At 52.7% G+C, this 25291-nt stretch carries 22 protein-coding genes; 18 read left to right on the forward strand and 4 right to left on the reverse strand.

The window, feature by feature from the left end:
• Positions 1-157 precede the first annotated feature (157 nt).
• Together AC2FID_RS10215 and AC2FID_RS10220 are read left to right on the forward strand one after the other, a co-directional pair.
• On the forward strand, positions 158-1267 hold the full coding sequence (locus AC2FID_RS10215) for an NAD-dependent epimerase/dehydratase family protein (RefSeq protein WP_496836668.1): 1110 nt from the start codon (positions 158-160) through the stop codon (positions 1265-1267).
• A complete protein-coding gene (locus AC2FID_RS10220; RefSeq protein ID WP_496836669.1) occupies positions 1267-2616 on the forward strand; it encodes a UDP-glucose dehydrogenase family protein in 1350 nt (449 codons plus the stop codon). Before AC2FID_RS10215 ends, AC2FID_RS10220 begins: the two co-directional genes overlap by 1 nt.
• Positions 2617-2782: 166 nt before the next feature.
• On the opposite strand, the gene AC2FID_RS10225 is transcribed toward AC2FID_RS10220, so the two are convergent.
• The 3 genes from AC2FID_RS10225 to AC2FID_RS10235 form a co-directional block, all read right to left on the reverse strand.
• Positions 2783-3709, reverse strand: a complete 927-nt coding sequence (locus tag AC2FID_RS10225) for a glycosyltransferase family protein (RefSeq protein ID WP_496836671.1) — start codon at positions 3707-3709, stop codon at positions 2783-2785.
• Between the two features lie 391 nt (positions 3710-4100).
• Positions 4101-5015, reverse strand: coding sequence for a sugar phosphate nucleotidyltransferase (locus AC2FID_RS10230; RefSeq protein ID WP_282170098.1), 915 nt, complete (start codon positions 5013-5015; stop codon positions 4101-4103).
• Between the two features lie 174 nt (positions 5016-5189).
• Positions 5190-6476, reverse strand: a complete 1287-nt coding sequence (locus AC2FID_RS10235; RefSeq protein WP_496836296.1) for an O-antigen ligase family protein — start codon at positions 6474-6476, stop codon at positions 5190-5192.
• A gap of 364 nt (positions 6477-6840) precedes the next feature.
• Between AC2FID_RS10235 and AC2FID_RS10240 the strand changes: the two genes are divergently transcribed.
• The 5 genes from AC2FID_RS10240 to AC2FID_RS10260 all read left to right on the forward strand — a co-directional run bounded on the left by AC2FID_RS10240 (position 6841) and on the right by AC2FID_RS10260 (position 12358).
• Complete coding sequence (locus AC2FID_RS10240; RefSeq protein WP_496836674.1) at positions 6841-8268, forward strand: oligosaccharide flippase family protein; 1428 nt, start codon at positions 6841-6843, stop codon at positions 8266-8268.
• A 283-nt stretch (positions 8269-8551) separates the two neighbouring features.
• Positions 8552-8764 carry a hypothetical protein gene (locus AC2FID_RS10245; RefSeq protein ID WP_496836675.1) on the forward strand — a complete coding sequence of 71 codons (213 nt, stop codon included), beginning with the start codon at positions 8552-8554 and terminating at the stop codon, positions 8762-8764.
• 403 nt (positions 8765-9167) lie between these two features.
• Positions 9168-9872 carry a sugar transferase gene (locus AC2FID_RS10250; RefSeq protein ID WP_282170102.1) on the forward strand — a complete coding sequence of 235 codons (705 nt, stop codon included), beginning with the start codon at positions 9168-9170 and terminating at the stop codon, positions 9870-9872.
• Positions 9873-9942: 70 nt separating this feature from the next.
• The gene (locus AC2FID_RS10255) at positions 9943-11217 is read left to right on the forward strand and encodes a polysaccharide biosynthesis/export family protein (protein ID WP_282170103.1); all 1275 of its coding nucleotides are present in this window, start codon (positions 9943-9945) and stop codon (positions 11215-11217) included.
• A gap of 229 nt (positions 11218-11446) precedes the next feature.
• Positions 11447-12358 carry a sulfotransferase gene (locus AC2FID_RS10260; RefSeq protein WP_282170104.1) on the forward strand — a complete coding sequence of 304 codons (912 nt, stop codon included), beginning with the start codon at positions 11447-11449 and terminating at the stop codon, positions 12356-12358.
• Between the two features lie 87 nt (positions 12359-12445).
• Here AC2FID_RS10260 and AC2FID_RS10265 read toward each other — a convergent pair whose 3' ends face one another.
• Positions 12446-14779 carry an exopolysaccharide transport family protein gene (locus AC2FID_RS10265; RefSeq protein WP_496697386.1) on the reverse strand — a complete coding sequence of 778 codons (2334 nt, stop codon included), beginning with the start codon at positions 14777-14779 and terminating at the stop codon, positions 12446-12448.
• A 214-nt stretch (positions 14780-14993) separates the two neighbouring features.
• On the opposite strand from AC2FID_RS10265, the gene AC2FID_RS10270 reads away from it, so the two are divergent.
• From AC2FID_RS10270 to AC2FID_RS10320, 11 genes are all read left to right on the forward strand, one after another.
• Positions 14994-15737, forward strand: a complete 744-nt coding sequence (locus AC2FID_RS10270) for a WecB/TagA/CpsF family glycosyltransferase (RefSeq protein WP_496836871.1) — start codon at positions 14994-14996, stop codon at positions 15735-15737.
• A 70-nt stretch (positions 15738-15807) separates the two neighbouring features.
• Entirely contained in the window at positions 15808-16689 is an 882-nt protein-coding gene (locus AC2FID_RS10275; RefSeq protein WP_282170107.1) for a sulfotransferase family protein, read from the forward strand.
• Between the two features lie 3 nt (positions 16690-16692).
• A complete protein-coding gene (locus tag AC2FID_RS10280; RefSeq protein WP_282170108.1) occupies positions 16693-17664 on the forward strand; it encodes a sulfotransferase family protein in 972 nt (323 codons plus the stop codon).
• Complete coding sequence (locus tag AC2FID_RS10285) at positions 17654-18622, forward strand: glycosyltransferase family 2 protein (RefSeq protein ID WP_496836679.1); 969 nt, start codon at positions 17654-17656, stop codon at positions 18620-18622. The genes AC2FID_RS10280 and AC2FID_RS10285 overlap by 11 nt, the downstream gene beginning before the upstream one ends.
• Position 18623: 1 nt before the next feature.
• Positions 18624-19550: a glycosyltransferase family 2 protein gene (locus AC2FID_RS10290; RefSeq protein WP_496705483.1), complete on the forward strand. Its 927-nt coding sequence runs from the start codon at positions 18624-18626 to the stop codon at positions 19548-19550.
• A 45-nt stretch (positions 19551-19595) separates the two neighbouring features.
• Positions 19596-22124 (forward strand): cellulase N-terminal Ig-like domain-containing protein, encoded by a 2529-nt coding sequence (locus AC2FID_RS10295; protein ID WP_282170111.1) that lies wholly within the window; start codon positions 19596-19598, stop codon positions 22122-22124.
• A 160-nt stretch (positions 22125-22284) separates the two neighbouring features.
• On the forward strand, positions 22285-22719 hold the full coding sequence (locus tag AC2FID_RS10300) for a hypothetical protein (RefSeq protein WP_496697375.1): 435 nt from the start codon (positions 22285-22287) through the stop codon (positions 22717-22719).
• On the forward strand, positions 22716-23381 hold the full coding sequence (locus AC2FID_RS10305) for a MotA/TolQ/ExbB proton channel family protein (protein ID WP_496836682.1): 666 nt from the start codon (positions 22716-22718) through the stop codon (positions 23379-23381). The genes AC2FID_RS10300 and AC2FID_RS10305 overlap by 4 nt, the downstream gene beginning before the upstream one ends.
• Positions 23382-23406: 25 nt before the next feature.
• Positions 23407-23739: an ExbD/TolR family protein gene (locus AC2FID_RS10310; protein WP_496836684.1), complete on the forward strand. Its 333-nt coding sequence runs from the start codon at positions 23407-23409 to the stop codon at positions 23737-23739.
• Positions 23736-24113, forward strand: a complete 378-nt coding sequence (locus AC2FID_RS10315) for an ExbD/TolR family protein (RefSeq protein WP_058272852.1) — start codon at positions 23736-23738, stop codon at positions 24111-24113. Before AC2FID_RS10310 ends, AC2FID_RS10315 begins: the two co-directional genes overlap by 4 nt.
• A complete protein-coding gene (locus tag AC2FID_RS10320; RefSeq protein WP_496836686.1) occupies positions 24110-25246 on the forward strand; it encodes an energy transducer TonB family protein in 1137 nt (378 codons plus the stop codon). The genes AC2FID_RS10315 and AC2FID_RS10320 overlap by 4 nt, the downstream gene beginning before the upstream one ends.
• Positions 25247-25291: the final 45 nt, after the last annotated feature.

Consider the following 25291-nt stretch of genomic DNA (forward strand, 5'->3'; position numbering starts at 1 on the left):
GGTGAATCAAGTTGAATACAGTCGACACCAACCCAGGTCTCCGTTTGGTTTCAAGACTTCGAACCAGAAAGAATTTGCCTGCAGTAAGCAGCGTTGTGTTCATCGCGAGATTCAAAGTTCCGTATCACCAATCATTGAGTTTGCAGAGAGAAGCCTCGTGAAAACCGCTCAAGAAGTTGTGTTCACCGATTTGGAATATATCGCTTCCAAGCTTGGACCAGAATTTGAAACCATGTCAGGCCGAAGCCTTTTGATTATCGGAGGGGCAGGTTTTTTGGGGTATTATTTGGTGCAATCCGTGGTCCATTGGAACAACGTTTCGGGTCAAGCACCGATCAAGATAACAGTGTTTGACAATTACATGCGCGGCGTACCGGATTGGCTGAAGTCCATACAGGATGATGACAACCTAGCACTGGTAACCCATGACATTACGGAACCGTTGCCGGATGACATGGCCGATTTCGATTACATCATCCACGCGGCCTCGATCGCTTCGCCAATCTATTACCGCCAACACGCGCTGAAGACGATGGACGCCAATGTCGGTGGATTGCGGTATATGTTGGACTACGCTTTGGCGCAGCATTCAAAGGAAAAACCGATCAAAGGGTTTCTCTTTTTTTCAACATCCGAAATCTACGGTGATCCAACCCCCGAAAACATTCCAACTCCGGAAACGTACCGGGGAAATGTGTCGTGCACTGGCCCACGAGCTTGCTATGACGAGTCCAAGCGATACGGCGAAACGCTTTGCGTCGTGTTCGCCCAACAACACGATCTGCCGATCACGATAGCGCGCCCGTTCAATAACTACGGCCCAGGCCTGAAAATTTCGGACCGCCGAGTGCTGCCGGATTTTGCCCGCGATATCTTTGCTGAACGCGATATCGTGATGTTCAGCGATGGCGCGCCCACTCGGACATTTTGCTATGTCGCGGATGCCGTCTGCGGTTACTACAAGATTCTGTTGAACGGAAAGCCGGGCGAAGCCTACAACATTGGTATTGAAGACCCCGAAATCTCTATGGCTAATTTGGCCGAGCGTGTTATCGCAATTGCCCGCGACGAATTTGGCTATCAGGGCAAAGCGGTTTTTCAAGTCTCGGAAGACAAAGACTACCTTGTCGACAATCCCAATCGTCGCTGCCCAGTCATCGCTAAAGCCCGGTCCGATATTGGCTACGACCCCGAGATCGGAGTAGACGAGGGGCTGCGTCGCGCAATGATTTGGTACAGCGGCAACCGAGAGGCAGAGGATATGTGATGCGTGTATCAGTCATAGGAACGGGATATGTTGGTTTGGTCTCGGGCGCTTGTCTGGCAATGAAGGGTCACGACGTGGTCTGTGTCGATACGGTTCAGCAGAAAATAGATCAGATCAACGCCTGCACGCCACCTATTCACGAAGACGGGTTGGCAGATCTCTTGTGCCAGACTGTACGCCAAACGTTGCACGGAACGACAGATCTGCGCGATGCGGTTTTGAATTCGGACATTTCGCTGATTGCTGTTGGCACGCCGTTCGATGGCAACGAAATCGACCTGAGGTATATCCGCGACGTGTCGCGCCAGATTGGTGAGGTAATCAAGGACAAGGATGCCTATCACGTCGTAGTGGTAAAAAGCACAGTCGTTCCGGGAACAACCGACACGGTTGTCACGCCAATTCTGGAGGAGGCTTCGGGCAAAAGAGCGGGCCAAGATTTCGGTATTGGCATGAACCCCGAGTTTCTCAAAGAGGGCGAAGCCATCACGGACTTCATGCATCCTGACCGCATCGTTATCGGCGGAGGTGATGACCGTGCGATAGCCGCGATGGACGAGCTTTACTCCGTTTTTCCTAATGTTGATATCGTAAGGACAAACCCTGCTACCGCGGAAATGATAAAATACACCGCGAACTCTTTGTTGGCGACTTTGATCTCATTCTCGAATGAGATCGGAAATCTCTGCGCCAAAGTGGGAGTTGATGTAGTCGAGGCGATGGAGGGTATGCATCTGGACAAACGGTTTACTCCTATCCTACCGGAGAACGCGGAGCGCATCTGGCCCGGTTTCATAACTTATCTGGCGGCCGGTTGCGGTTTTGGTGGCAGCTGTTTCCCCAAAGATGTAAAGGCGCTGATTGCGTATGGAGAAAACGCCGGATCTCCGATGCCTTTGCTGAATGCAGTAATGCAGACCAATAATAAACAACCCGGCCAGATGCTGGACCGATTGAAATCTCATTTCCCTGACCTTCGCGGCAAGCGGATTGCTGTCTTGGGCCTGGCTTTTAAACCGGGAACTGATGATATCCGAGAAAGCCCAGCTTTGACCATTGTCCACAAGTTACTGACCGAACAGGCTGAGGTCGTCGCCTATGATCCGGTTGCGCGCCACGAAGCTGAAGCTCATTTTAGCGACTCAATTGCTTATGAGGACGAACTGAGCCGGGCGATCGAAGGTGCGGACGCGTTGATGATAGTGACCCGATGGCCCGAGTTTTCAAAATTGCCCGAATTGGTCAAAACGTTTGTCCCACAACCGCTGGTCATCGACGGACGTCGGATGATCCCGAAAGACAGTGTCGCGAATTACGAAGGAATTGGGCTGCAGGGTTTGGTGCGCTGATCGCCCAAACGTCCGAAGGCGACCTGGCCGGACAAACGATCCAGAGAGAGTGGAGAGCGCAAGAGGGTTCCCAAGGGTATATGGCCGTACTTATTGCCTAGAACGCAAAGTGGTCCACAGTTTGGATCGTGAATAAACGCCCGAAACTGCTTGGCTTGAAGTCGTTTTAGGAAATCGTTTCGAGGTCGGGCTGTTCTGGCTGACTTATACCTAGCTGTCGGGACATGTCATTCAGGCGACTGTGGCGATCTATCATGGCCACGGTTTCCGGCAGATCCAAATATTCCAATACACTGGCCCAGCGGTGCACCCAGTCGTGCCTTTGCAGCGAATTGGCGAAGTTTATTTTCCGCCTACGATGTTGTTCAGCCGGGTTGTCCAGCAACGCCAGAAGGCTTTCCAAGGCCTCGTCCGAGTCTTCAGGCAAACGGAACACTGCTTCGGGCCAATCAAAGTACTGATAGTAGTCAGGTGTTTCTGGCGCGTATCCAACCTGAACTGCACCGCCCGCCATTCCTTCGATTTGTCGGGGGCCCCATGCGAGATGTCCTGAGCATTGGTCCTTGTGGCCAAATTTTGCGATGTCTACTACGAAAAGTTTACTGTGTTGGATGATACTGGCCAGTAGTTCGCGGTGCGCGGATTGCTGCTCGGTGACCGGAGGTTTAGTCGCCGTGTCGTACAGGTAGAAGCCGCCACGGGCTTTCATTGCTTTTACCAGCTTCTCATGCAGCTCTGGACGCCTTCTACCCATTGAATAGACGTCAACAGGCCTTTCAACACGTGACGCAGCCGGTGCAAATCGCACCATGTCTACAGCTGCAGGCATTTGGATAACGGGCTTACCCGTCAAGCGGTGTAATAGTTCGCAGGTTTCGGCAAACGCGCAGGTTATCAGATCAAATTCGGACAAGGATTTAATCAAAGGGGAATAAAGAGCGACGTCAGCAGCCCAGACCTCTTCGAGAACGCAGATTGCTACACCCGTTCTTTCGCGCCAATTCGGGATGGCATCCAAGGCAAGCAGCTCAATTGGTTTTTGGACATTGCAAACAAAGACATCATAGTCTTTTTCAAGTCGTGCCTTCGGCACGCCAGATGTCCAATATTTGAAAAGACCCGTGTGTTTAGACAGCCATCTTTTGGGATTAACCTGAACGCGTGTTTGTTGGGCGCGGGCTGGCATCAAGATATCCGCGCCCTCAACCTGAGCGACCACATCTTCGAATTCGTACCCAGAGCAGCGTGAAATACCTGTGTTCAACTTGCGTTGAGAGAAAATCAAGACATCTCGTCGGGCTTGTTTGAAATTCATAGAACTCGTCAACCTAATACTCCTACTAAACACAAAATTAACAAATCTCTCACCCGTCCGAAACGACGCTCAATGACGAGTGATCGTCCAGACTGTACGGCAGGGAGCAATGGGTGTCTGGCATAGGTGAAACCACTTGAAGCATTGTGCAGCCCGAGGGCAGGTGGCACTAAAGTGATTTATATCGCACCCAATCACCGGGATGCGCGCCACGACCAATACCCAGTCGGTGTCTGTCTCCATTCTGCCCCGACACATCGTCCCGAGCGCCATTTTTTTCTTCCCAAGTCGCCCACGGACGGTTCCCGCTTTTCCACATTTCTTCTAACCGTCTTTTGTCTGCTAGGTGGTCCATGCAGTACCAGAAACCGGAATGGCGATAGGCCATCAATTCGCCCAGCTCCATCAATTTAGGAAGAGGCCCCTCTTCCCACATGATGTCGTCCCCATTGACGCTTGCAACCGCGTCGAAAACTTCGGGTTCGAGCACGAAGAAGCCGCCATTGATCCAGTCAGTCGCTACTTCTGGTTTTTCCATGAAACCTTCCACAAGCCCATCTTCGCGCACCTGAAGGTGACCGAAGGTCGTTAGCGGCCGGACCATGGTTATGGTTGCCAGTTTGCCATGAGATTTGTGGAAAGCCAATAACGCGTCCAGATCAACATTCGAAACCCCGTCGCCGTAAGTCAGCATGAACGTGTCATTGCCAAGATAAGGTTGCAAACGGGCCAGCCGACCCCCGGTCATCGTTTCGGTGCCCGTGTCAATAAGATCGACAGTCCAGGGCGGCATCTGGGTGTCTATGGCCGAATTCCGATACTCTGGCTCGCCAAACAGTTCGCGCTTGGCGAAATCGACGCGCAGATTTCCGTCATGCTGACAAAGATCCGATATGTACTGTTTGATCAGATCGCCCATGTACCCCAGGGCCAGTACGAAATCGTGATGACCATAGGTCGAGTAGTGCTGCATGATGTGCCACAAGATAGGGCGGTTCGCGATCTCAACCAAAGGCTTGGGACGAACGCGTGTTTCTTCGATTAGGCGCGAGCCCTTGCCGCCTGCAAAAATAGCTGTTTTCATGTGGGTCTCCCACCGAATAGGAACTCGTTAAGGCTTAAAAAGATAATGCCTAAATTCCATACCACTCAGCCGTAGCTGTCAATCTCGCTTGGATCCAAATATTGCTGAAATGGTTGTCGTTAAAGAAACGGTCGCAGGAAATCGCAGGTTTTGGTCCGCCCACATAAACCGAAACTAATGCGCGGCGGCATAGTTCGCCCGCGCCGAGGCCCTTAGCGCTTTCGCGACAAGGTTCATCTTTGTGGTGTATGCAACGAAGAAAATCCAGCTGGCGCTCATCCTTTCCATCACCATGCTCTCAGTGATGTTTGAGAAGATGAACACCATCCCCAAAATGAAAACGAAGACTATGGGTTCACGGTCCGGGATGAAGCGTAGCCCATAAAACATCGAGAAGAAAAAGCGAAACAACCCTAGAAGCAAAAGAGAAATTCCCACAAAGCCCACATTAAGAAATGTTTCAAGCAACCCATTGTGGGAATAGTGGGGCAGGAAGCCCAAATTGGCCTTGCTCGAATACACACTCAGGTGCGAAGCATTTTCATACCAGTGGGCGGCATATCCGTAGCCGACCCAGAACCGATCCATAATATTGGGCCAGACCAATTCCCAAATTGGAATCCGGGCCGACAACGTGGGCTTTCGTCCGATCAGTGAAAACAGAGGCTCTGCAAGTGTCGAGGCAAGTACAAATGCGACCATGCCTACAAAGATCATTGAGAACAGTATGTATCCTATGCCCCAAATTGTCTCCATTCGAGGCATAATTTTGCTAACATACAGCGCTGTCACAGAGAACAGGGCGATGATCTGAGATGACCGTGATTCTGAGGCAATCAATAGGAATAGTCCCAAAATTGCCGTCGCAACAAAGACAGTCTTTAGTTTGCCAGTGAATTGTCCAGATGCATAGGAACACGTTAGCAACGCGAACATCCCCGCAGTTCCCAGGCCGTTCTTATGCAGGAAAATCCCGTTCCATGTATTCCCCCACGGTGGAATGCCTCGTGCTTGGGGCAAGGCTATGATGGCCACCATAGCCAGCAAAATCACGATGCCATAGAATGTCGCCAAAAACAAAAGCAATCCCCGTAAGGACATAACACTGGCCAGCACTAGTCCAAGCGCGGTTGTTACGACCAATGGAACCGCGCGCTCGAAAGAATGTCTGGGAAAGTCGCTCCAAAGCACTGAAAAAAATGCAAAAATAACTAGCAGTGTGATTTCGGGGGATGAAACCGCACCGCGGATAAGGTGCCGAAAATACAATAGGGTGATCGTAAGTACAGGAACTAGCAGTAGAACTCCGATCTTGTTTGCGATGCCTTTCTGCCAGAACACGATTGCCAGAAAGTGAGTGCCAATCACCACCAGAACACACAGGCAAAAAGCAAGCACAAGGTGGTTAAACGATGTTCCTGCGTGATATTGATACGGTAAGCTGCGGGTAACAGGTTTCATGGCAAAAACTGGTCGATGAAAGAGACGTTCACAAAAAAGGATCACTCAGCAGAAGAGGGCTGCTGAAGCCACAAAACCGTACAAAGATGGCGGACGCTTGTCTACAAGCACCGCTTCGCTGCACGGTCGTAGGCTCAGATATCGTTCCCATAGACAATAGTGACCAGTTAATCCCAAATGTAAGATTAAAAATTCGGATGTTATACACTCAGATCACGCATAGGGCATTGCGACGAACGGTCCGCGTTTGTCGTTCACGATTACCGGTCCAACGATTTGTGCCGATTCAATTCTCCTGGTTGCTCCGAAATGGGCGATTGTATCTAGCTTTGTTTAAAGTTTTTTTCTTGTAAGGCGTTCTGAAATGACCTGGTTTTTTGTCCCTCGAGTTCTGTCTGCGGTTTTTGCGATAGCCATTTTGATGGTTATGACGAAAGTTTTGGGCCCGGCAGAGTTTGGACGATACAACTTAACACTTTTGGTCGGAACGATCCTGTTTTCATTTTCGTTTTTGTGGCTGGTTATTGCGATCGCCCGGTTTCATCACGCCAAGGAGTTTGAGGGTAGGACAATTGCCACCGTTATGGGGGCATCGGTTGTGCTGGCATTTATTCTTGTGGTTTTGTCCAGCCTCGTAACGCTGGTCTTGCCCGGAGAATGGGTCGAAAACCTTAAATTTGCGGCGATTTTTTGTATCAGCCACGGGATGCATGAGCTTGGGGCAGCTTGCCTGCGCCAGTATCACGAAGGTCCAAAATATGCTGCGGTGACTTTGTTGCGACACGCACTAGGGGTCGCGCTGGCGGTTGGCTTTATCCTGAACGGAGGGGGCTACGAAAGTGCCGTGATTGGAATGTCGATTGGGGCTGCTGTGACCGGAGGTTACGCATTGCTCATCGCGTTTCGGCGTTCAGGCATCGTTGTTCCCAAATTAGCCGAATTGAAAACATACCTCTCATTCGGCTTCCCTTTGGCCATTGTGTCCTCCAGCGCAACATTCTTCGCGATGTTTTCTCAGTCGATATTGGCGATTTTGGCGGGGATGGAGGCTGTTGGATACTTCGCCGCTGCACAATCCCTTGCGGCACGGACACTTCGCCTGCCAATGGGAACGCTGTCACGTGTAATTGGCCCATCGGTCTTCGAGGCCCAAGAAGTTCAGGGGAAAGCCTCGTCAGATGCGGTTCTCTACCGGTACTTCTCGTTTTTGATGCTGATCTCAATGCCGATCCTTGCCGTGTTGATATTTTCGGCGGACGTTTTTGCCAATCTTCTGTTCGAGCCTGCCTTTGCAGACCAGACCGCCGGATACATTCGTATCCTGACGCTCTCATCATTTGTGTTTGGATTACAGGGTGCCTACCTTAGTTTCGCGTTTACACGATCAAAGAAGACGGTCCTGCAGCTGATTATCTCGGTGACAACGCTGCTTGGTCATGCGGCGATATCGTATCTGTTCATATATTGGCTGGGCGCAAAAGGAGCGGCATATGCATTTCTTGTGAGTGCAATTCTGAGCTTTCTGGTCTATTTTCAATACGGGCGTCGGATTGACCGTATCAGCATCCCGTTGGCAGAATTTGGCAAAGCACTTGCGGGCTTAGTTGCATTTGCGCCCTTAGGGTTGTGGGCGAACGCATCGACGGGCTTGATGCAGCAATTTGCGATCTTGGCCCTTGGCCTGACGATAATGTTCGTTGCATTACTGTATGTCGGCCAGACCGCCGCATTGGCTGTCGTGCGAAAGCTAAAGCGGCGCTTGCTGATCGGTGGATTTCCTTCGTCCAAGTAGCTCAATCCCAGCGACAGGTGGACACCCTAAAGCAGACTGGGTGTTGCAATTCTGGCATATTTTTGCCGAGTGGATTTGGTTTCTTCGTCAGACCTGTCGCAGTCAAGGCGCGTCAATACTATGTAGGCGATCGATGGCAATCGAGTGCGTGTCGCCTTGCTGTGTTCGACCAAAAAGACGTCGCGACAGCAACAACACTGGGGTTGCCTTAAAAAGACCACAAATTGGACTGAGCATCAATAAGTACCGGCTAAATGACAAACACTGAGAGCAAACACTGAACATGGTCATTGTTTACTTACTGTCCGGACCTTTGGTCGCCGCATTGTGTTTTGTGGCGTTCATCCTCAACGGCATGGGGGTCAGTTCAGCCTTGCTTTTTGGTTTTTTGATCGGGATGTGCACTCCTCTTCTGATCATGGGGCTCAAAATCTTGTGGGGGAGCAAGCTGCGCTTGAAAATTGCAGGTAAGCTCCCTTTGAAATCCGGCAGCTAGCCAAAATTGCCGGAACGTGCCGACTTGGTGGTGAATTCACATTTATTTGCCGCCTCGTCCCTGCTGCTTTAGGAGATAGCAACGCAGGGAAGGGCATGGTGGACCTGTGAACAATTTTTGTGCGATTGCGTATTCGCGGGCTCAGCCTCAGCAACAAAAAAGTTGTTTCACGTTGCCTTTAGTGCGATGCTCGTCGCCAGGGCAATTCCGGTACGGTTTTTTGTGCGAATCGGATTAATAACTATGGGTGGGTGGCTGTTTAAGGCGGTTACAGGTCCAGGTCTATTGAGTAGAAAATAGTTAGGCAGCAGCGTTCTGGCCTCATTTTAGGTCACAGCGTTATTTGGCCATTCGCGAGTTATTAGTGTGGGGACGTCGCTGTCCTGCGTGTTAGGGGGTTAATATGAGTGATATTCCCGGTTCGTTTAGATTTGAAGAACCTAGAATTTATAATAAAAATCAGACATCTAGCGTAAAGAGTGATGTCAGCCAAAGGCTAAAGGGCTTCTACGCGTTGAAAGGTAAGCGCCTGCTTGATCTTGCGCTGGTATTGATCGGCGCTCCTTTTGTTTTGCCGCTCATGCTTGCCATTGGATTTTTGGTTAGGCTTGATGGCGGTCCTGCGATCTACCGCCAGAAACGAATTGGTATCGGTGGTGACGAATTTGATTTCCTGAAATTCCGCTCGATGGTCGAAGACGCGGATGAAATTATGCGGCAACATTTGGCTGAAAATGAATCTGCTGTTGTCGAATGGGAAACAAAGCAGAAGCTGGACAACGATCCCCGCATTACAAAATTTGGCCGTTTTATTAGAGCGACGTCTTTGGATGAGCTGCCTCAACTTTGGAATGTCTTGATCGGCGACATGAGCCTTGTTGGCCCGCGGCCGATGATGCCGGAGCAGCGGAAGCTGTATCCGGGCGGGGATTACACCCTGATGAAGCCAGGAATTACCGGTCCATGGCAGGTGTCCGAACGCAACGATGTCGAGTTTGCTCATCGCGCAATCTTCGACAGTGAGTATGTGCGAAAAGTCGGCTTCTGGTTCGACCTTAAGATTTTGTTTCGAACCATTGGTGTGGTGTGCAACGGAACAGGACAGTGAATTCGGAGCCCTTGACTGAGCTTATTTTGGCTTAATGGGTGAGAAGATTAAGTAGCAAAGGTGGTTTGGGATGCTTGAACCGATCCGGTACTTGTCGAAGCTATTCACAGCATGCGCACTTGGTTTGTCCTGCCTTATGCTAGCCACAGCGGCGATGGCGGACTTTGACCTTGAACCAGGAGATCAAGTCAGCGTTTCGCTAACGGGGCTGGATGACCTGTCCTTTGACGCCACAATAGACGCTCATGGCGATGTAAACCTGAAATGGCTGGGGCAATTTCGTGCGCAAGGGCTATCTCTGGAGAGACTGGAACTGCTCGTCCGGCAAGATGCCGCAGGTAAAATCGTCAAACAGTACGACCTTAACGGCGACATCTACATAATCCAGCTCGCTGGTGATGAGATTGAGATTGCTCGAAATGGATACCGGCCCATCATAATCGGCGGCGACGTCGCTCGAACCGGCGAAATAGACTACAGACCAGCAATAACCGTGCGCGAGGCTGTCGCCTTGGCGGGTGGGGTCCGCAGCATGTTGCTGGCCGATGATGTGACAATCGACCCAATCCAGTTGCTGCGCTGGCAGACTGCGTATGGTCAGGCTGCCCTGCAACATGCGCAAGCGCTTGTCCAATCTTGGCGCAGCTCGAGTGAACTCGCACAGGACATGGATCTTGAGCCGCCAGTTCCCGAGTCCGTCACAGTATCGCCTAGTGTTCTGGCCGAATTGATCGCCGAGCAAATCAGGATCCGCAGTATCAACCAGGAAAACGAGGCCGGTGAACGCGAGTTCTTTGAAGATGCGAGACAGCAGGCGGCCGAGAGAGTCAGAATTCTGGAAGAGCAAATAACTGAACTGGCGAAGGCGTTGGAAGCTGATGAAGAAGAAGAGGCTCGCGTGGTCAGTTTGGTCGACAAAGGATTAGCACCCGGATCGCGGCTCGCGGATACGCGTCGTACAACGGTGTTGTCCGCGACGCGCCTGCTGGAAGTTGAAGAAGATCTGGCGGGAACCAGTCTCATTTTGACCCGGCTAATCCGCGATGAGGAACAATTCGAACAAGAACGGACGTTGAGATTGCTGCAAGAGCGCCGGGTTGCAAGCCTATCCGTACGCGACGCCAAGCATCAATTGGACACAATTTCGAAATACTTGGCAGGTGCATCCAATGAGATTGGAACGGAAAGCCTCATAACCGATATCGACTATACGGTCACAATTTTTCGAACCGAAGACGGCCAGCTTCAGCAACTTGTCGCAGACAAACTGACGCAATTGCGACCGGGTGACAGTCTGGAGATTTCTGTTCAGGAAATCACCGAAGATGCACCACTTACCGAGTGAGCGTAGCGAGATTCTGGCTACGTAATGCCCCATAGAACGTGAGTTAGTAGATCATCAAATCCAAATTTTATGAGTTCAAAAAGTTGACGAGTTAAGTTTATGCATTTGTGTACAATTCCTCCTGCGTATTTAGGCCCGAGAGTTCAGCAACCCGGTGCCCCAATTTGTTGGACTGACGTTCGAAAAAACCTGACGGGTATGCGACGTCATACGGCAGTAGGCGTCTGAAATGGGTTATGAAACAAACATGAGTGCGACGATCAGGTCTCGGCGCGGACCCGATTTTCTGTGCATCGGGATGCCAAAATGCGGTACATCGACCCTGCAGGTTCTATTTAAGGAACGTACCGAGATTTACGTGTCACCTGTAAAAGAAATCAAATTTTTTGCGCACAATAAAATCGGCTACGATGGGGGTCTCAGGAACTTTCTGTTCTCGAAACACTGGGCGGCCCGTCAAGAGCGCCGCGCAGTTGCTCAGATAGCCAAACAAGTTGCAACAGGGAAAGAGGATCTAAAGCGCTTAAACTGGGCTGTCAGTTTTGCTACCGCTCAGCGGGACCTGGACTGGTATCTTAACCTTTTTCCAAAGAACCGAATAAGCGGTGACATCTCGCCTTGTTACCATATGCTTGACGACGACGAGGTTCAAAACCTCAAAAAACATTTACCGAACTTGAAAATAGTGATCCTTCTGCGAAACCCTTTTGAGCAATTGTGGTCGCATTGTCGAATGTCCACTCGTGCTGTCAGAATCGATGATGAGGTCGCATTTTACAGGGAAAAAGTCGAGTATCAGATGAATATTTGCCGGCGCTATGTCGATCTGGTTGAAAGGTGGCAGAACGCCTATGGCCCCGATAATGTGATTATAGATTACTTGGAAAGCCTGAGCGCGGACCCGGCGGAAGTACTTAGCCGCATTGTCAGCTTCGTTGACCCGGCGAAGGGTGCTGTGAAGCGGATCGCGGCAGTCGACGCACCGCCTAGGGTTTTTAAGGGTAAGAAGATGTTTATGCCCGATGAAACTCGTGAAATGCTGCGGGATGCTGCCCTGCAACGGCTGGAAGGCTTCGAGCGCATCAATGAGGAATGGCGTCGACGGTGGCATTCCGAGATCAGACAACAGTTCGCAAATTAGTGTGCTGATTGGCGAGCGCCAGATCTTTCGCTAACCATATCAAAAAACTTTAGTGAACTGCGTGCCCAGCAATACCATTAAATGCGATTACCCAAGAATTGGATCCCCGTAGAGCTTGACGCGTTTCATGTCTACGCGTGTAGCGACTAAGGCTGAGGGTCGTACACCGGCGTTCTCAAGTTCACGCATGGCTTGAAGGATGGACTTTCGCCGCGTGTCGTTCCATCGAACAAACAGGATCACTCGATCAGAGAGCTGCGATAGATAGCCTGATTCCACTGCGCTCAACAGCGGCGGCGTATCCAGAAGGATGGTATTGTAGGTTCCGGAAAGTGAACGGAGTAGGCTAACAAAAGCTGTAGAACACAGAAAGTCCTCCACGGACTTTATTTGACCTTCGTTCTCTTGGGCACCGATCAAGGGAAGGATGTCCAGACCATCCTGAGGTGTTCCAACGATATAGTTTTCCAGTGAAAGAGGATGAGTTGTCGCAAGTTTCAGCGACTCTGCTGTCATCTGAGACAGGTCGCGATAAGTGGACGTTAATGTATCACAATCGATGATTAGCGTTCGATATCCTGCTTGCGCACACACCGATCCGATCAGAAGAAGAGTTGAGGTATTTCCCTCATCTGGCAAAGCCGCTGCACCAGATAAGATAGTACATCCTTCTTCGGCGACCCGCTTTCTATGCTTGTTGTCCGAGTTTTTGGCAAATAAATCGGCCGACTGCGGTGTCGCAGTTTCGTCATCGGGTCGCATTGTTCGCAGGCCGATGGCGCTGCTGGCCAAAAGTTTTCGGCCGTAGTGCATCAACGTCGGATCAAGCTTTCCGTTGTTCATAAAGAAAGTTTCGAACGGCGGTTCGTTTTTGACCTCCGGAATGATCGCCGAAAGCTTTACTCCCGTTGTGTTCTCCAATTCAAACGTGGTTCTCAGGCGTTTTTGCAGCAGTTCGCGAACCACGGTAAAACCGAGGCCCAAGAAGATAACTGCAAACATGGTCGTTAGAGCGACGGACGACCTCTTGGGGGCAGATGGGTCAACGGACACGCGAGCCCGTTCAATAATATGGGCTCCCGCATCAAGGTAATTCCTTTGCTCGGCTCTGCGACCAAGTTGGGCAACAAAGTCCCTGTAGATTGTCTCAACGACAAGGATCTCATTTTCTATCCTCTTCGTGATCGAAGCGTGCTGGACCTGACGCACCTGCTGTTCCTTGAAGGTTTCAATGCTCTTTTCGAGGGTTACCTTCTGGCCGTTGAGGACCTCTAGTTTGGTTTCCAGAGCCTTGACTCCGGTGTCCAGCACTTCGGCCTGTTCCTCCGGTGTGTCCATTGCTTCAGAGGGGAATATCAAACCGACTTCGGAAGCAAAATAAATGGCTTCCTGTGTTTTTCCCTCGTTGATCAGGTTTTGAATGGTACTGAGGTGCCCGTCCTGCGCGACGATCTCTGCGTCAACCAGCTGCGCCCGTTTCTCTGATTTGATGCGTTGCGCTTTGATCGTTGCATATTCCTCAGGCGAGAACGGCGTCTCGATCGAATGCGACTCCAGTTCGGAGCTTAGAACATTAAGATCCTCGCGAATCTGGTTAATCCGTGTCGACAACCATTGCTGTGCCTGGTCAAGGTCATCGCGCTTCATTCGCGTAAGAACAGTCAAGTATTCAGAGGCCAGGTAGTTTGCGATACTTGCTGCTTTTTGCGGGGACTTTGAAGTGACGCTAATCCTGTAAACCGCTGATATCTCCCCGATCTGCTCTACCTGCCTGGATTCAAGAAGTTTTTCAACAGTTGCCGCGCGCTGAATTTCACGCAGTTCCTCGGGTTCTAGATCGCCTGCCGCACCATTGTCTCCGCCGATCGCGTTCACAATCACATCTTTCAAGCTGCGGGCCCACGAGATTGGGTTTAGGGAAAACCCAGCTTCCGCGCCCGAAAACTCGGGGTCGTCTTGCAATTGCAGACGATCAACAACGCTTTCGATGATGTCGGTGGAGCGCAGCAGTTCAAGCTCACTCTCCAAAGAGGTCAATGACAATGGAAGTCCGGACACTTGCGTCGTGAACTGCGTCTCGGTTTGGACGCGGGTGTCGATCATCACCTTCGCACTCGAGGTGTATTTGGTATCGGAAGTGTAGGTCAGAACATAGGCGGCAAACGCGACTGCAAAGGCTGCCAGGAAAATCCAACCGATCGAGCGTCTGATCGCCCAAGCAATACTCGAAATCACTCGCAGTTCAGGGTCTCCTGCCGGAGCAACGCCTAAACCGGAAAGCTCTGCGTCCAAAACTTTTCGGTACTGATCAGTCATAACAATAAACAATCTCAAACAACGATAACTGGACAATAAGGGTTTACGGGCGACGGCAACAGAAAAAACTGTATTTACCAAAAACAATGTATCGGAATCGCTCATATTGAAGCCAAAATCGAAAAGTGCCGGCTTTGATTGCTGACCTTGTCAGCGCATCCAAGATCAATACGGGATCAGAGAGCAATTTTAGTTTCAAAAAAAATGCGGTCTTTGATAGTGTTGCTCAAGTTAGAAGTATTTGTACTATTTGTTTTGAGAGTGAGTAACGATGGAGCGAGTTCTGAAGATGCGCTTGCCACATGTGATTGTAAGTGGGATGCCAGTTGCGCTTGTCAGCGATACCGAACTTAGCTCAGCGATGGTCGAAGATGTCAAACGCCGGCGAAGCGGTGAGGCTCAACGCGCATTGACTGTTTTCGATGCTAATGCATACGGTATCTCGCTGTACGAAAAGGACCCGCAATTTGCCAAGGCAATTAATTCTGCGGACATAGTGCATGCGGATGGTCAGATCGTTGTCTGGGCTTCCAAATTTGCGCGAGGTTCGAAGCCAATACCAGAGCGCACGGCGACAACAGATTTCATCCACACAGCAGCCGGACCTGCCGTTAAGCATGATATCAGTTACTATCTGTTGGGTGGCACGGAAGAGATCAACCGTTCCTGCGCTGAAAAGCTGATTGAGCTTCATCCTGGCTTGACCATAGCAGGTCGGAGGAACGGCTATTTTGACGAGTCTGAAGTTGACGCGGTTGTCGCTGACATCAATGACAGTAAGGCCGATGTTCTTTGGGTTGGGTTGGGTAAGCCAAAGGAGCAACTCTTTTCACTCGAAATTACGCCTCGTCTGGAGCATTGCGCTTGGATCGTGACATGCGGCGGTTGCTTTCATTATGTGGTCGGAGATTATGCGCGCGCGCCTGTTTGGATGCAAAAAATCGGATTGGAATGGCTTCACCGTACCGCGACTGGCCCCGGTCACATTCGAAAGAGGCATTTTCGCAGGTACCCCCATACGATCAGCGTGGTTCTTAAGAAAGATATTTTGAAGTTAAAGTGAATTGTTAAAAAGGCTCGGGGCTTTTTCCCTTGTCTTGTTAGTGGGTTGAGTTGTTCAGAAGGGAATTCATGTGTCGAAAGTGGATTTCATAGGAATTGGCGCGCAGAAAGCTGCAACCACTTGGTTGCATCATGTTCTCTCAGAGCATCCATTGATTGCGACCAGCGAGCCCAAGGAGCTTAATTTTTTTACGGCGAATTATGACCGTGGATACACATGGTACGAGAGCTATTTCCATGGCAGTTCTGAAAATGCGATCAAGGGTGAGTGCTCGCCGACTTACTTCTTTAGTCGTGACGCCGCTGAACGCGCAGCCCAGTATAGCCCGGATCTGAAGCTTATATGCATATTGCGAGACCCAATCGAACGGGCATTTTCGAACCATATGCACGAGATCCGCAAAGGCCATATCCCACCAGAAACAACATTCGAAGCCGCATGGAAACGAAATCCTGCATATTCACTACAAAGCCAATACAAGGCTGTTCTAGAGATCTGGCTGGCGAATTTCGATCGCGATGCTCTGCTGGTTTTGTTTTCCGAGGACATCGCGTCGAATCCAAATGTAATTTATGAGCAAGTGTGTGGTCATCTTGGTGTTGAACCCAAACGGCACCCAGCGTCACTCACAGAACGGCATCACGAAAACGTAACTTACCTTTACCCAGTAGTTCAAAAAACGCTGCGCTACGGAGGGGATGCGATGCGTTCGCTGGGGATGCAGGATCTGGTGAAAAACCTCAAAAAAGCGCCTGGGCTCAAGCAGGCTATTTCGATGAACAAGCAACACTTGAAGACGAAGGTAGCACCTCCGACGCCAGAAATGCGGGAGATGCTGGTCGAGCATTTCCGATCAGATGTTAAGTATGTGGCGCAACTTACTGGGCGTGCGGTTCTACCCTGGCCGACCTGGCGCGATATGAGTTTTGTCAATTCTGCAGCGAATGAGTGAATTATGAGCGTATCAAACACTTTGAACATGGCTGGAGATATGCGCTTGAACCAAGTGGTGCGGATGACCCGGCGTTTGCTGGGCGCGCGCTTTCTGGATAGCGAGGATTTTCTGCCGGTTATCTCTCCGGAGAAAGGGGAGAAGCTTGCCGCATTAGCTCGAAAAGCGCGTGGCAGCATCGAGACTCCGGTTTTAGTGCTTGGTGTGATGCCGCGATCAGGCACCAATTTCTTGCGCGACCTCATCGCAATGCACCCTGATGTTGGGGCTGATCCGGGTCGTCTATATGAGTTCCCTCTATTGCACGCGGCTGGGGATGCTGCGGCTTTTACTCGGGATTTCTTGCGATACTTCCCAAGAAACGAAGAAGTCTTGGGCCAGTATGACGTGCTGGCCATGCTTGCTGGCAGCTGGTTCAGAGAACTGCAAGCGCAGGTTGATGGTAAGAACATATTGCTGAAATGCCCCCACGTTCATGACCTGTCACTGGCGCGGTACATCTTTCCCGATGCAAAGATCATCCTGTGCATTCGGGACGGGCGTGATGTCGTTGACTCTTCGCTCAAGACATTTTCTCGGTTTTCACTTACGAGCAAAAATTTCCGCCAACTGGCGGATGAATGGCGTTTGGGTGCCGAGGCCATCATGACATTTGCCGAAGGTGGCCTGAACCGTAACGACGATACAATGGTCGTCCGCTACGAAGATATCCTTGCCGATACGCATGAATACGTAAGAAAAACCTTGTATCATATTGGGTTGGATGAAGCCGTGTTCCCTTGGGATGAAATCGACAAGATGCCCGTTCGTGGATCGTCCCGCTCGAAGGCTTCGGATCAAGAGCGCTGGCAACCAGAGACCAAGTCAGTGGATTTCAACCCGATCAAGCGCTGGGCATCATGGTCAGACGGAAAAAAGGCGAGGTTCGACAGAATAGCAGGGCATGCGCTAGAGATGGTCGGTTATGAGCGTTGACGCACGATCTCAGGCGGGAACCCACGTTGCGATCTGTATAGCGACCTATAAACGTCCACAGGGATTGCGGGCATTGATTGACAGTCTGAACGATCAGCAGCTTGGCGCCCGCGATGTGCGCGTAACGCTCGTGATTGCAGACAACGCTCCAGCTACGACGGCCCGTTCGGTTCTGGGCGAAATTCAGGATTTGTCATGTTGGCCAGTGATTTACGTTCTGGAACACGAACGCGGGATTGTATCGGCGCGCAACCGGACATTGGCCGAGGCCCCTCCGGATGCGGACTATTTTGCATTTCTTGATGATGATGAAACCGCCTCTGAAAACTGGTTGGCAGAGTTATTAGGAACCATGATTTTACCAAACACTGTTGCGGTTCAGGGAGCTGTCGAACCGCGTTACGACGAAGCCCCACCCGCTTGGGTCAAACAACTGAACCTGTTCCGAATGGGTCCCTATGAGCAGGGGGCTGAACTTCCATCAGCTGCCACCAACAATTCAATGGCGGATGCTGCCATCATTAGAAAACAGACCATGAGGTTCGACGCCCGCTTTAACACCACTGGCGGAGAGGATGAGGAGTTTTTTTCGCGACTTCGGATCGAATCGGGCGGAACTATCCGCGCTGCTGCGCAGGCTCTGGTCTGGGATCATATCCCAGCTCACCGGGCGACGATGCATTGGCTCAGGCGTCGTTGGTTTCGCATGGGGCATACACTGGCGCGGATAGCTCAAATCCGTCGCAAGGGAATACCGATACGTGTGGTAAAAGGTTTTGCGGCTATAGGTTGGGGGCTTGTGATGTGCGTTTTCCTTGGTTTCGGGTCAAAGGCAAGATGCTGTAAAGGAGCGCTCGAAATTTATCGTGGGGCCGGGATGTTGGCGGCCTTTTTGCAGATCCGTTTCGACGAATACAATACAGCTGCCGTCCGCTTGGACCGAGCAGGAGGGGGCTGATATGGACAACTCAAAACCTGAGTTTTCGATCATCATTCCCGCTCGGAATATGGAGCGCTATGTCGAGGAAACGCTACAAAGCGTATGCCGGCAAACAATGACGGAATTCGAAGTTTTGTGTATTGACGATGGCTCGACAGACGACACCCGTGAGATCTTGGAGCGTTTCGCTATGCGCGACGTGCGTTTTACCCCAGTGACTGGCCGGGCCAAAGGTGTCGGTGCGGCCCGCAACCTAGGTTTGAGTTTAGCGCTCGGAAAGTTCGTGCTGTTTTTGGATGCGGACGATTTGCTGCACCCTGAAGCGTTGCAAAGATACTCGGATGTGCTGGCAACGTCCGACGCCGTTGCAGCCATCGCCGGTGTTCAACGGATCAACACCGTGGGTCAGGAGATGAATGGCGCGGACAACCGCTTACTTGTTCCTAGCAAGGACCAATTGGCTGTGTTGTTGCGTAAAAACTACGTGGTGAATGGCGGTGCGCTTGCGATGAAAGCCGATGCAGCGCGGCAGTCCGGCGGTTATGAAGAAGACCTCGTGTATGGCGAGGATTGGGAGTTCTGGTGCCGTGTCGCTTTGATCGGAGGGTTCGCCGTAGTCGAAGGACCGCCACTTTTGTATTATCGGCAGGTGGCCAGCGGAGCGAACTTCAGAGCCCGTGATCCCGCTTTTGCCCGGCGAGTGCCGTGCATCGAAAAGGTTTCAGCCAACCCGGCAATGCGGCAAGCCTTCGGGTCGCGGTTGCGATTCCTGCTGCGTGCGCGGAAGATTGATATCTTCTGGTCCGGGGTTCGGAACCAATATCAGTATGGGCGCAAACCGCTAGCGCTGTTGGAGGGCGTCTGTGGGATGTTTATGTATCCTGACAGCCTGTTTCGCCCAAAACTGATCTATAGGTTCATGCGCAGTTTGGATCGAAGGGTGTAAGCTTAGGCTAGGGGCTTTCTCGCGCCTATGGAGGGGATGGGGCAAATGCAACTTTCACGGCGGGCATTTTTGTTGCGGGGCACGGCGGTGGCCGCCGCGCCAATTGTGGTTACGCTAGCGCCCAGTTTTACAGCGGCCGCCGCCGACAAGGCCGATATTGGATATGTCGGAGAGAATGGGTTCCAATTGACGGTGATAGACACGATGTTGGACATGTCGACCCCGGTCGAAGTGTTGCGTTCCGACCGGGTTCGCTGGTCACCGGACCCGGCAAACGGGTTTGGTGCGTCCGGCAAGCTGAACGGATTGCCGGGCTATTTCTCGGGCGATGCGCATACCACAGCGCCGCAAATATTTACTGCCTGGCCTAAGGTTCAGGAGCAAAGTCGGAAGGACGGTTTTCGCATCGGTAACTCTGCGATTCAGCCGCAGGCAGCGGCGGATCGAACCGACAACTGGCGTGTTCTGATTGACGGACAGCCAGCGGGCATTGTCGGTCTCTGGCGCAAGTCTTCGCCCATTCGCACGCTAGCCGTTGCTGATCGTCGGTGGGAAAGCACCAAGCGGCATTTGGTGACATTGGAACTTGACCGCGCCATTCCTCAAGGTGCTGTTCTGAGCATCACGGGTCCATCCTTTGCCGAGACTGAATATGTAAAAGACCCAGACGTATTCAGTGAATCCATCCATGTGTGTCAGGCGGGCTATCCTTTGACCGGGCCCAAAAAGGCTTATGTCGGCAGTTGGCTGGGACAGGATCAGGTCGGCAAAAATGGCAGCACTGATGCATTGTTGTCACCCGCAACTGAATGGAGCTTGGTATCTACGCAAAATGGCGCCGTTGTTCGATCGGGTCGTTTGACCTTGGCCAAACCCTCCGAAGAACCACATCGGAATGGCCTTAACTTCAATGGTTGCAGTATTTATGAGGCCGACTTCTCCGACCTTGAACTTGATGGTGAATACCAGATTCAGGTATCTGGATTAGGGCGGTCATTCCCGTTCAACGTATCCCTAGCGGCCTATGATGAAGCGCTCCGCCTGGCTGCCCGATGGTATTTCCATCAAAGGTCTGGCTGTGAGATCGCCGCACCTTATGGTGAGGGCCGAACCCGTCCCCGCAACGGGCATCCGGCAGATGGGCTGACGGTCTGGCAGACGGATTTGAAGCTTGGGAATATGAGGGATGGCTACGGCAAGGTGCGGGCCCCAAAAGCGCTGTCAGAAAATGTAAACACTCTGGGCGGGTCAGACGCGGCACCCGAGCGCTCATCTATGAAGGCCAACCCCAAAGCTTGGGGCGGTTGGCATGATGCCGGGGATTGGGATCGGCGCATTCAACATATGGATGTCGTCTTCCACATGGCCGATATCGTCGAGACCTTCCCCCATTGTCGCAGTCTGAACCTGAACCTTCCGGAAAGCAAAAAAACCTTCTCGCACGCAGATGTCGCATCGCGCAAAGACGATGACGATAGGGGTGACGGCGAAACCGTTCTGCCTGATCTGATCCACGAGGCACTTTGGGGGGCATCGCTGTGGCGTCGAACTCAGCACGAAAATGGTGCGATTATCGGAGGGGTCGAGTATTCCATCAGCGGAATTCTGGGCTCAGTATCATGGAACCCTGTTCAGAAAGCATATGCATATGGCCCAGAGGATTGGGCTGCTTATCGTTTTGCTTATGGGGCTGCAAAGCTGGGCCATGTGATCCATCATGTCTGCGGCGATACCGTTCTAGGAAGTGCCATCGTCGCTGAGGCAACACGCGCTTGGCTTTGGGCCGAACAACAGCCAACCGACGGGTTTTCTGACTCTGCACTTAGTAGAGTTAACCAGATCCGTATCGCCGCGGCCGCAACTGTCTACCGAGCTAGCGGAGATCCTCAAGCGCGCAAGGTATTTGAAGACCAAAACCCTTTCGTGCCGCAAGCCGAGAAGCCAGACTCTTCATTAAAAAAAGAAGTGTTTCCGGCCGCTTATCTTGAATATGTGCGAGCCGCGCGCGAGGGTCGAGAGGTTAATGCCGCGATCGTCGGAACCATCGAAGGGTGGATCAAACAGCGCGCCCTGAACGGTAAGCGCATGGGGCGCGACTTCGGGCTGCACAACACTGCCGCTTATCCCTGGGGCCTGGGATGGCTACGCTTTGGCCCCGGTTCGAACTGGCGGGCGGGGCAAATGGCAATGTACTTCGCGTCAGAAGGTGAGGCGACCACGGAGGTGCATAACGCTGCAGTTGAGGGAATGTGGTTCGGACTGGGATGTAACCCCGCCAACGTGAGTTTCGTGCAAGGGCTGGGGCATCGGGAATTTTCTGACCCGCTCTTTACGGACGAACTCAGTGGCAAAAAAATCCCCGGACAGATCAGTTTCGGCGTAGCGGGGGGGAAGTTGTATGAATGGGAGCAGCGTAAGACCGCCGGAGCGTTCTACCCACCCAATCAGGAAGCCTGGCCTATCTACACACAGATTTTTGAAAGCCGCAGTATTGCAATCGCGGCCGAACATGGGATCAAGTCGAATGCGATGGAATGGCTGGTGGCCTGCGCGTTTGCAACTCTGCCTGACTGACCCACGCAATAAAACCTAAGTTCTCGGAGCACCGGATCGTGGGCCTTTGAAAAGCTGTTGAAACTCTTTGACACTCTTGCTGTCTTGACTATGTGTACTCCAGCAGCAGCGGAGCCTTGCCGTCTATAGATTTCCGCATTGATTAACTAGGAGCGTGTCAATGTTGTTTCTCCGTTCGGCACTTGTTTTTCTTAGCTTTTGCTCTTTGCCAGTAGCAGCATTGGCCCAGTCAGAGGAAAACAAACCAACCGGTTTGATCATGGAACTCAATACGGTTCAGGATGTTGGCCAGGCATGTAGGTTGACCTTTGTGATCGAAAACAAAACAGGCGCAGCAATTGATGCTGTTAGCTATGAAACCGTAATTTTCGATGCCTCTGGTAGTGTGGTCAGCCTATCATTATTCAATTTTCGTGATCTGCCTGTCGATCGACCACGCGTTCGCCAGTTCGATCTTCCCGGCATGACATGCGGCGCTGTTGGTAGAGCCTTGATCAACGGTGCAAATACCTGCGTTGTCGCCGGATCGGACAGTCAGGTCTGTCATGAGGCCTTGAAACTGCAAAGCCGAACAGATGTGGAGTTGATTGGATGAGCCCCTTTGATGCGCTGCGCGAAATCCTTGATCTGGGCGGGCCTGTTGTTGCGATCCTGATCGCGATGTCAGTGGTGACCGTTGCGGTCACGCTTTACAAACTCTGGCAATTCGCAGCATCCGGGGTCGGGCGTCACCGGGTGTTGTCCGAGGCGTTGGCTGCCTGGGATGCGGGCGATCCGCAAACCGCCCACGCCCGTCTGGACAAAAGCCGCAGTTACCTTGCCCCACTGGTACGGGTTGCGATGAATGCCTCAGATACGCCGGGTCTGGACCAAAGGCTGGATGCCGAGGCAGGTCTGGCGCTTGCCGGGCTTGAGCGCGGCTTCAGACTGATGGACACCGTGGCGCAGCTTGCGCCGCTGCTGGGTCTGTTTGGCACGGTCCTGGGGATGATTGAGGCGTTTCGCAGCCTGCAATCCGCTGGATCGTCTGTCGACCCATCCCTGCTTGCCGGAGGTATCTGGGTTGCCCTGCTGACAACGGCTGTGGGGCTTGCCGTGGCGATGCCGACCTCGATGCTGTTGTCCTGGTTCGAGAGTCGCACGGCGCGCGAACGGGTCTTTGCGGACAAGGCGCTGCGCACAATTCTGGTGCCGGGGCAGGCCGTTCCGCAGGCCGACGATGTGCAGGCTGTGGCGACCGCCCCCGGACATGCGTAACACCGCACCCTTCGTACGGCGTCCCATGTCGATGACTCCGCTCATCGACGTGATTTTCCTGCTGTTGCTGTTCTTCATGCTGACCTCTACCTTTTCCAAATATGGCGAAATCGAGCTGAGCAACGCAGTGGGCGGCAGTACGACTTCGGCGACACCGACCGAGCGCTTGTTCCTGCAGTTGGGGTCGGAGCGGCTGGTGCTGAACGGGCAAACGGTCTCTCTCAATGATCTGGAAACGCAATTGGAGGCCGGGCAGGTTCTGGTCAGTTTGGACCCGGATACAACGGCGCAGCGTGTCATCGACGTATTGGTCCGGCTGCGCGGGCGTGACGGGTTAAGCGTTCTGGTGCTGGAATGATCAAGTACAGGCGCCCCAAACGCAGACGTGACTCGACGATTGCCCTAATCAACGTCGTTTTCCTGATGCTAATCTTTTTCCTGCTCACCGGCACGCTGGCCCCGCCGTTGGATCCGGATCTTGAGCTCGTGAACACCGCAGACCTTGAAGGGCGCGAGCCACCTGATGCGCTGATCCTGCACGCCGACGGCACGCTGAGCTATCGTGGAACGCCAACAGATCCCGAAACGCATATGCGTGGCCAAGGGGACGAAGCCGTGCGCATCGTGCCCGACCGAAACGCACCGGGCCCGCGTCTGATCGAGGTGACCGGTGCTTTACGCCGTCTGGGCGCGTCATCCGTCTTTGTTGTGACCGAGAAGGCGCTGGAATGATCCGCCGGTCGGTTATGATTGCGGTGGTGGCCATTCTGGTGTCGCTGTTTTTGCACCTGATGGGGTTAAGCGTGACCGGGCAGCGGCTTGCAGAAGACGCGCCAGGCGGCCAAGCGCCTGAATCAATTGAGCTAAGCACGACGTTCGAGGATCTTGCCGAGGTTTTCGCCGAACCGATTGAACCTGAACCGGCCGAGGCACCAGAGCCACCGGTTGAAAGGCTGCCTGAGGAACCGGAAATCCCGGTCAGTGAGGCGCTTGTGGCGTCTGAAAACCCGCAGGAGGTTTATGCGCCTGACATCGGCGAAGCCGAAGTGGTCCAGCCGACTGCCACGGAACCGGTTGAGCCTGATGTGGCAGAGACCGAAAACACATCCGAAGGCGATGCCGCCGCCAGCGAAGATGTCGACGAAACCCCACCGGTTGAGGCGGAAACAGCGACCGATGTGCCCGAAGGAATCCCCGAGGCAGTCGCGGTCGAGCCAGAGGTCGCGACCGAGGTCCAGCCCGTATCGCCCCAACCGCAAGAGCTGGCGGCGCTGCCGGTCAACCCGTCGCCCGAGGCCGCGATCCCTGTTGTACCGTTGGAGTCCGAGGCGATTGAGCCGGATGATCCGGTTGATCCAACCGACCAGGATGCAAATGAAGACGTGACAGAACTGGCCGTGACGTCTTCGATCCGGCCGCAGCGCCCTGAACGCCAACCGACGCCGGAACGGCGGGGCGTGCTGAATGGTGCGCGGGACTTCAGCGAGTTGCAGTTTCCGTCAGAGGTGGTTGAATCGCCCCTTTACGCCTATCGGCGCGAAGGGTTGGATGCCTTCACGTCCGGCAGTAGCAGCAGCCGTTCGGGCGGGCGTGGCCCCGGCAATTCGGACACCACCAATTATGCGGGTGAGGTCTTGGTCCACCTGAACCGCGCACCCCCGGTATTTGTTGCTGCCCGGGGATTTGCCAAGGTGTTTTTCGAAATCAATCCCGATGGCACGCTGGCATGGGTCGATGTCATCGACAGTTCAGGGTCGTCCGATGTTGACCGGGCCGCAAGGGCGCAAGTGCAGGCGGCTTCGCCCTTTCCGCTGCCGCCAGGTGGGGTCAGCCGCAAGCTGTCTTTCTTCTACACCAGCAATTGATTGGTGGGTTTCATCATCCGATTTACCCATCACAGAACCCGTTTT

It is taken from the genome of Ruegeria sp. CDSC068 (genome assembly GCF_059610545.1).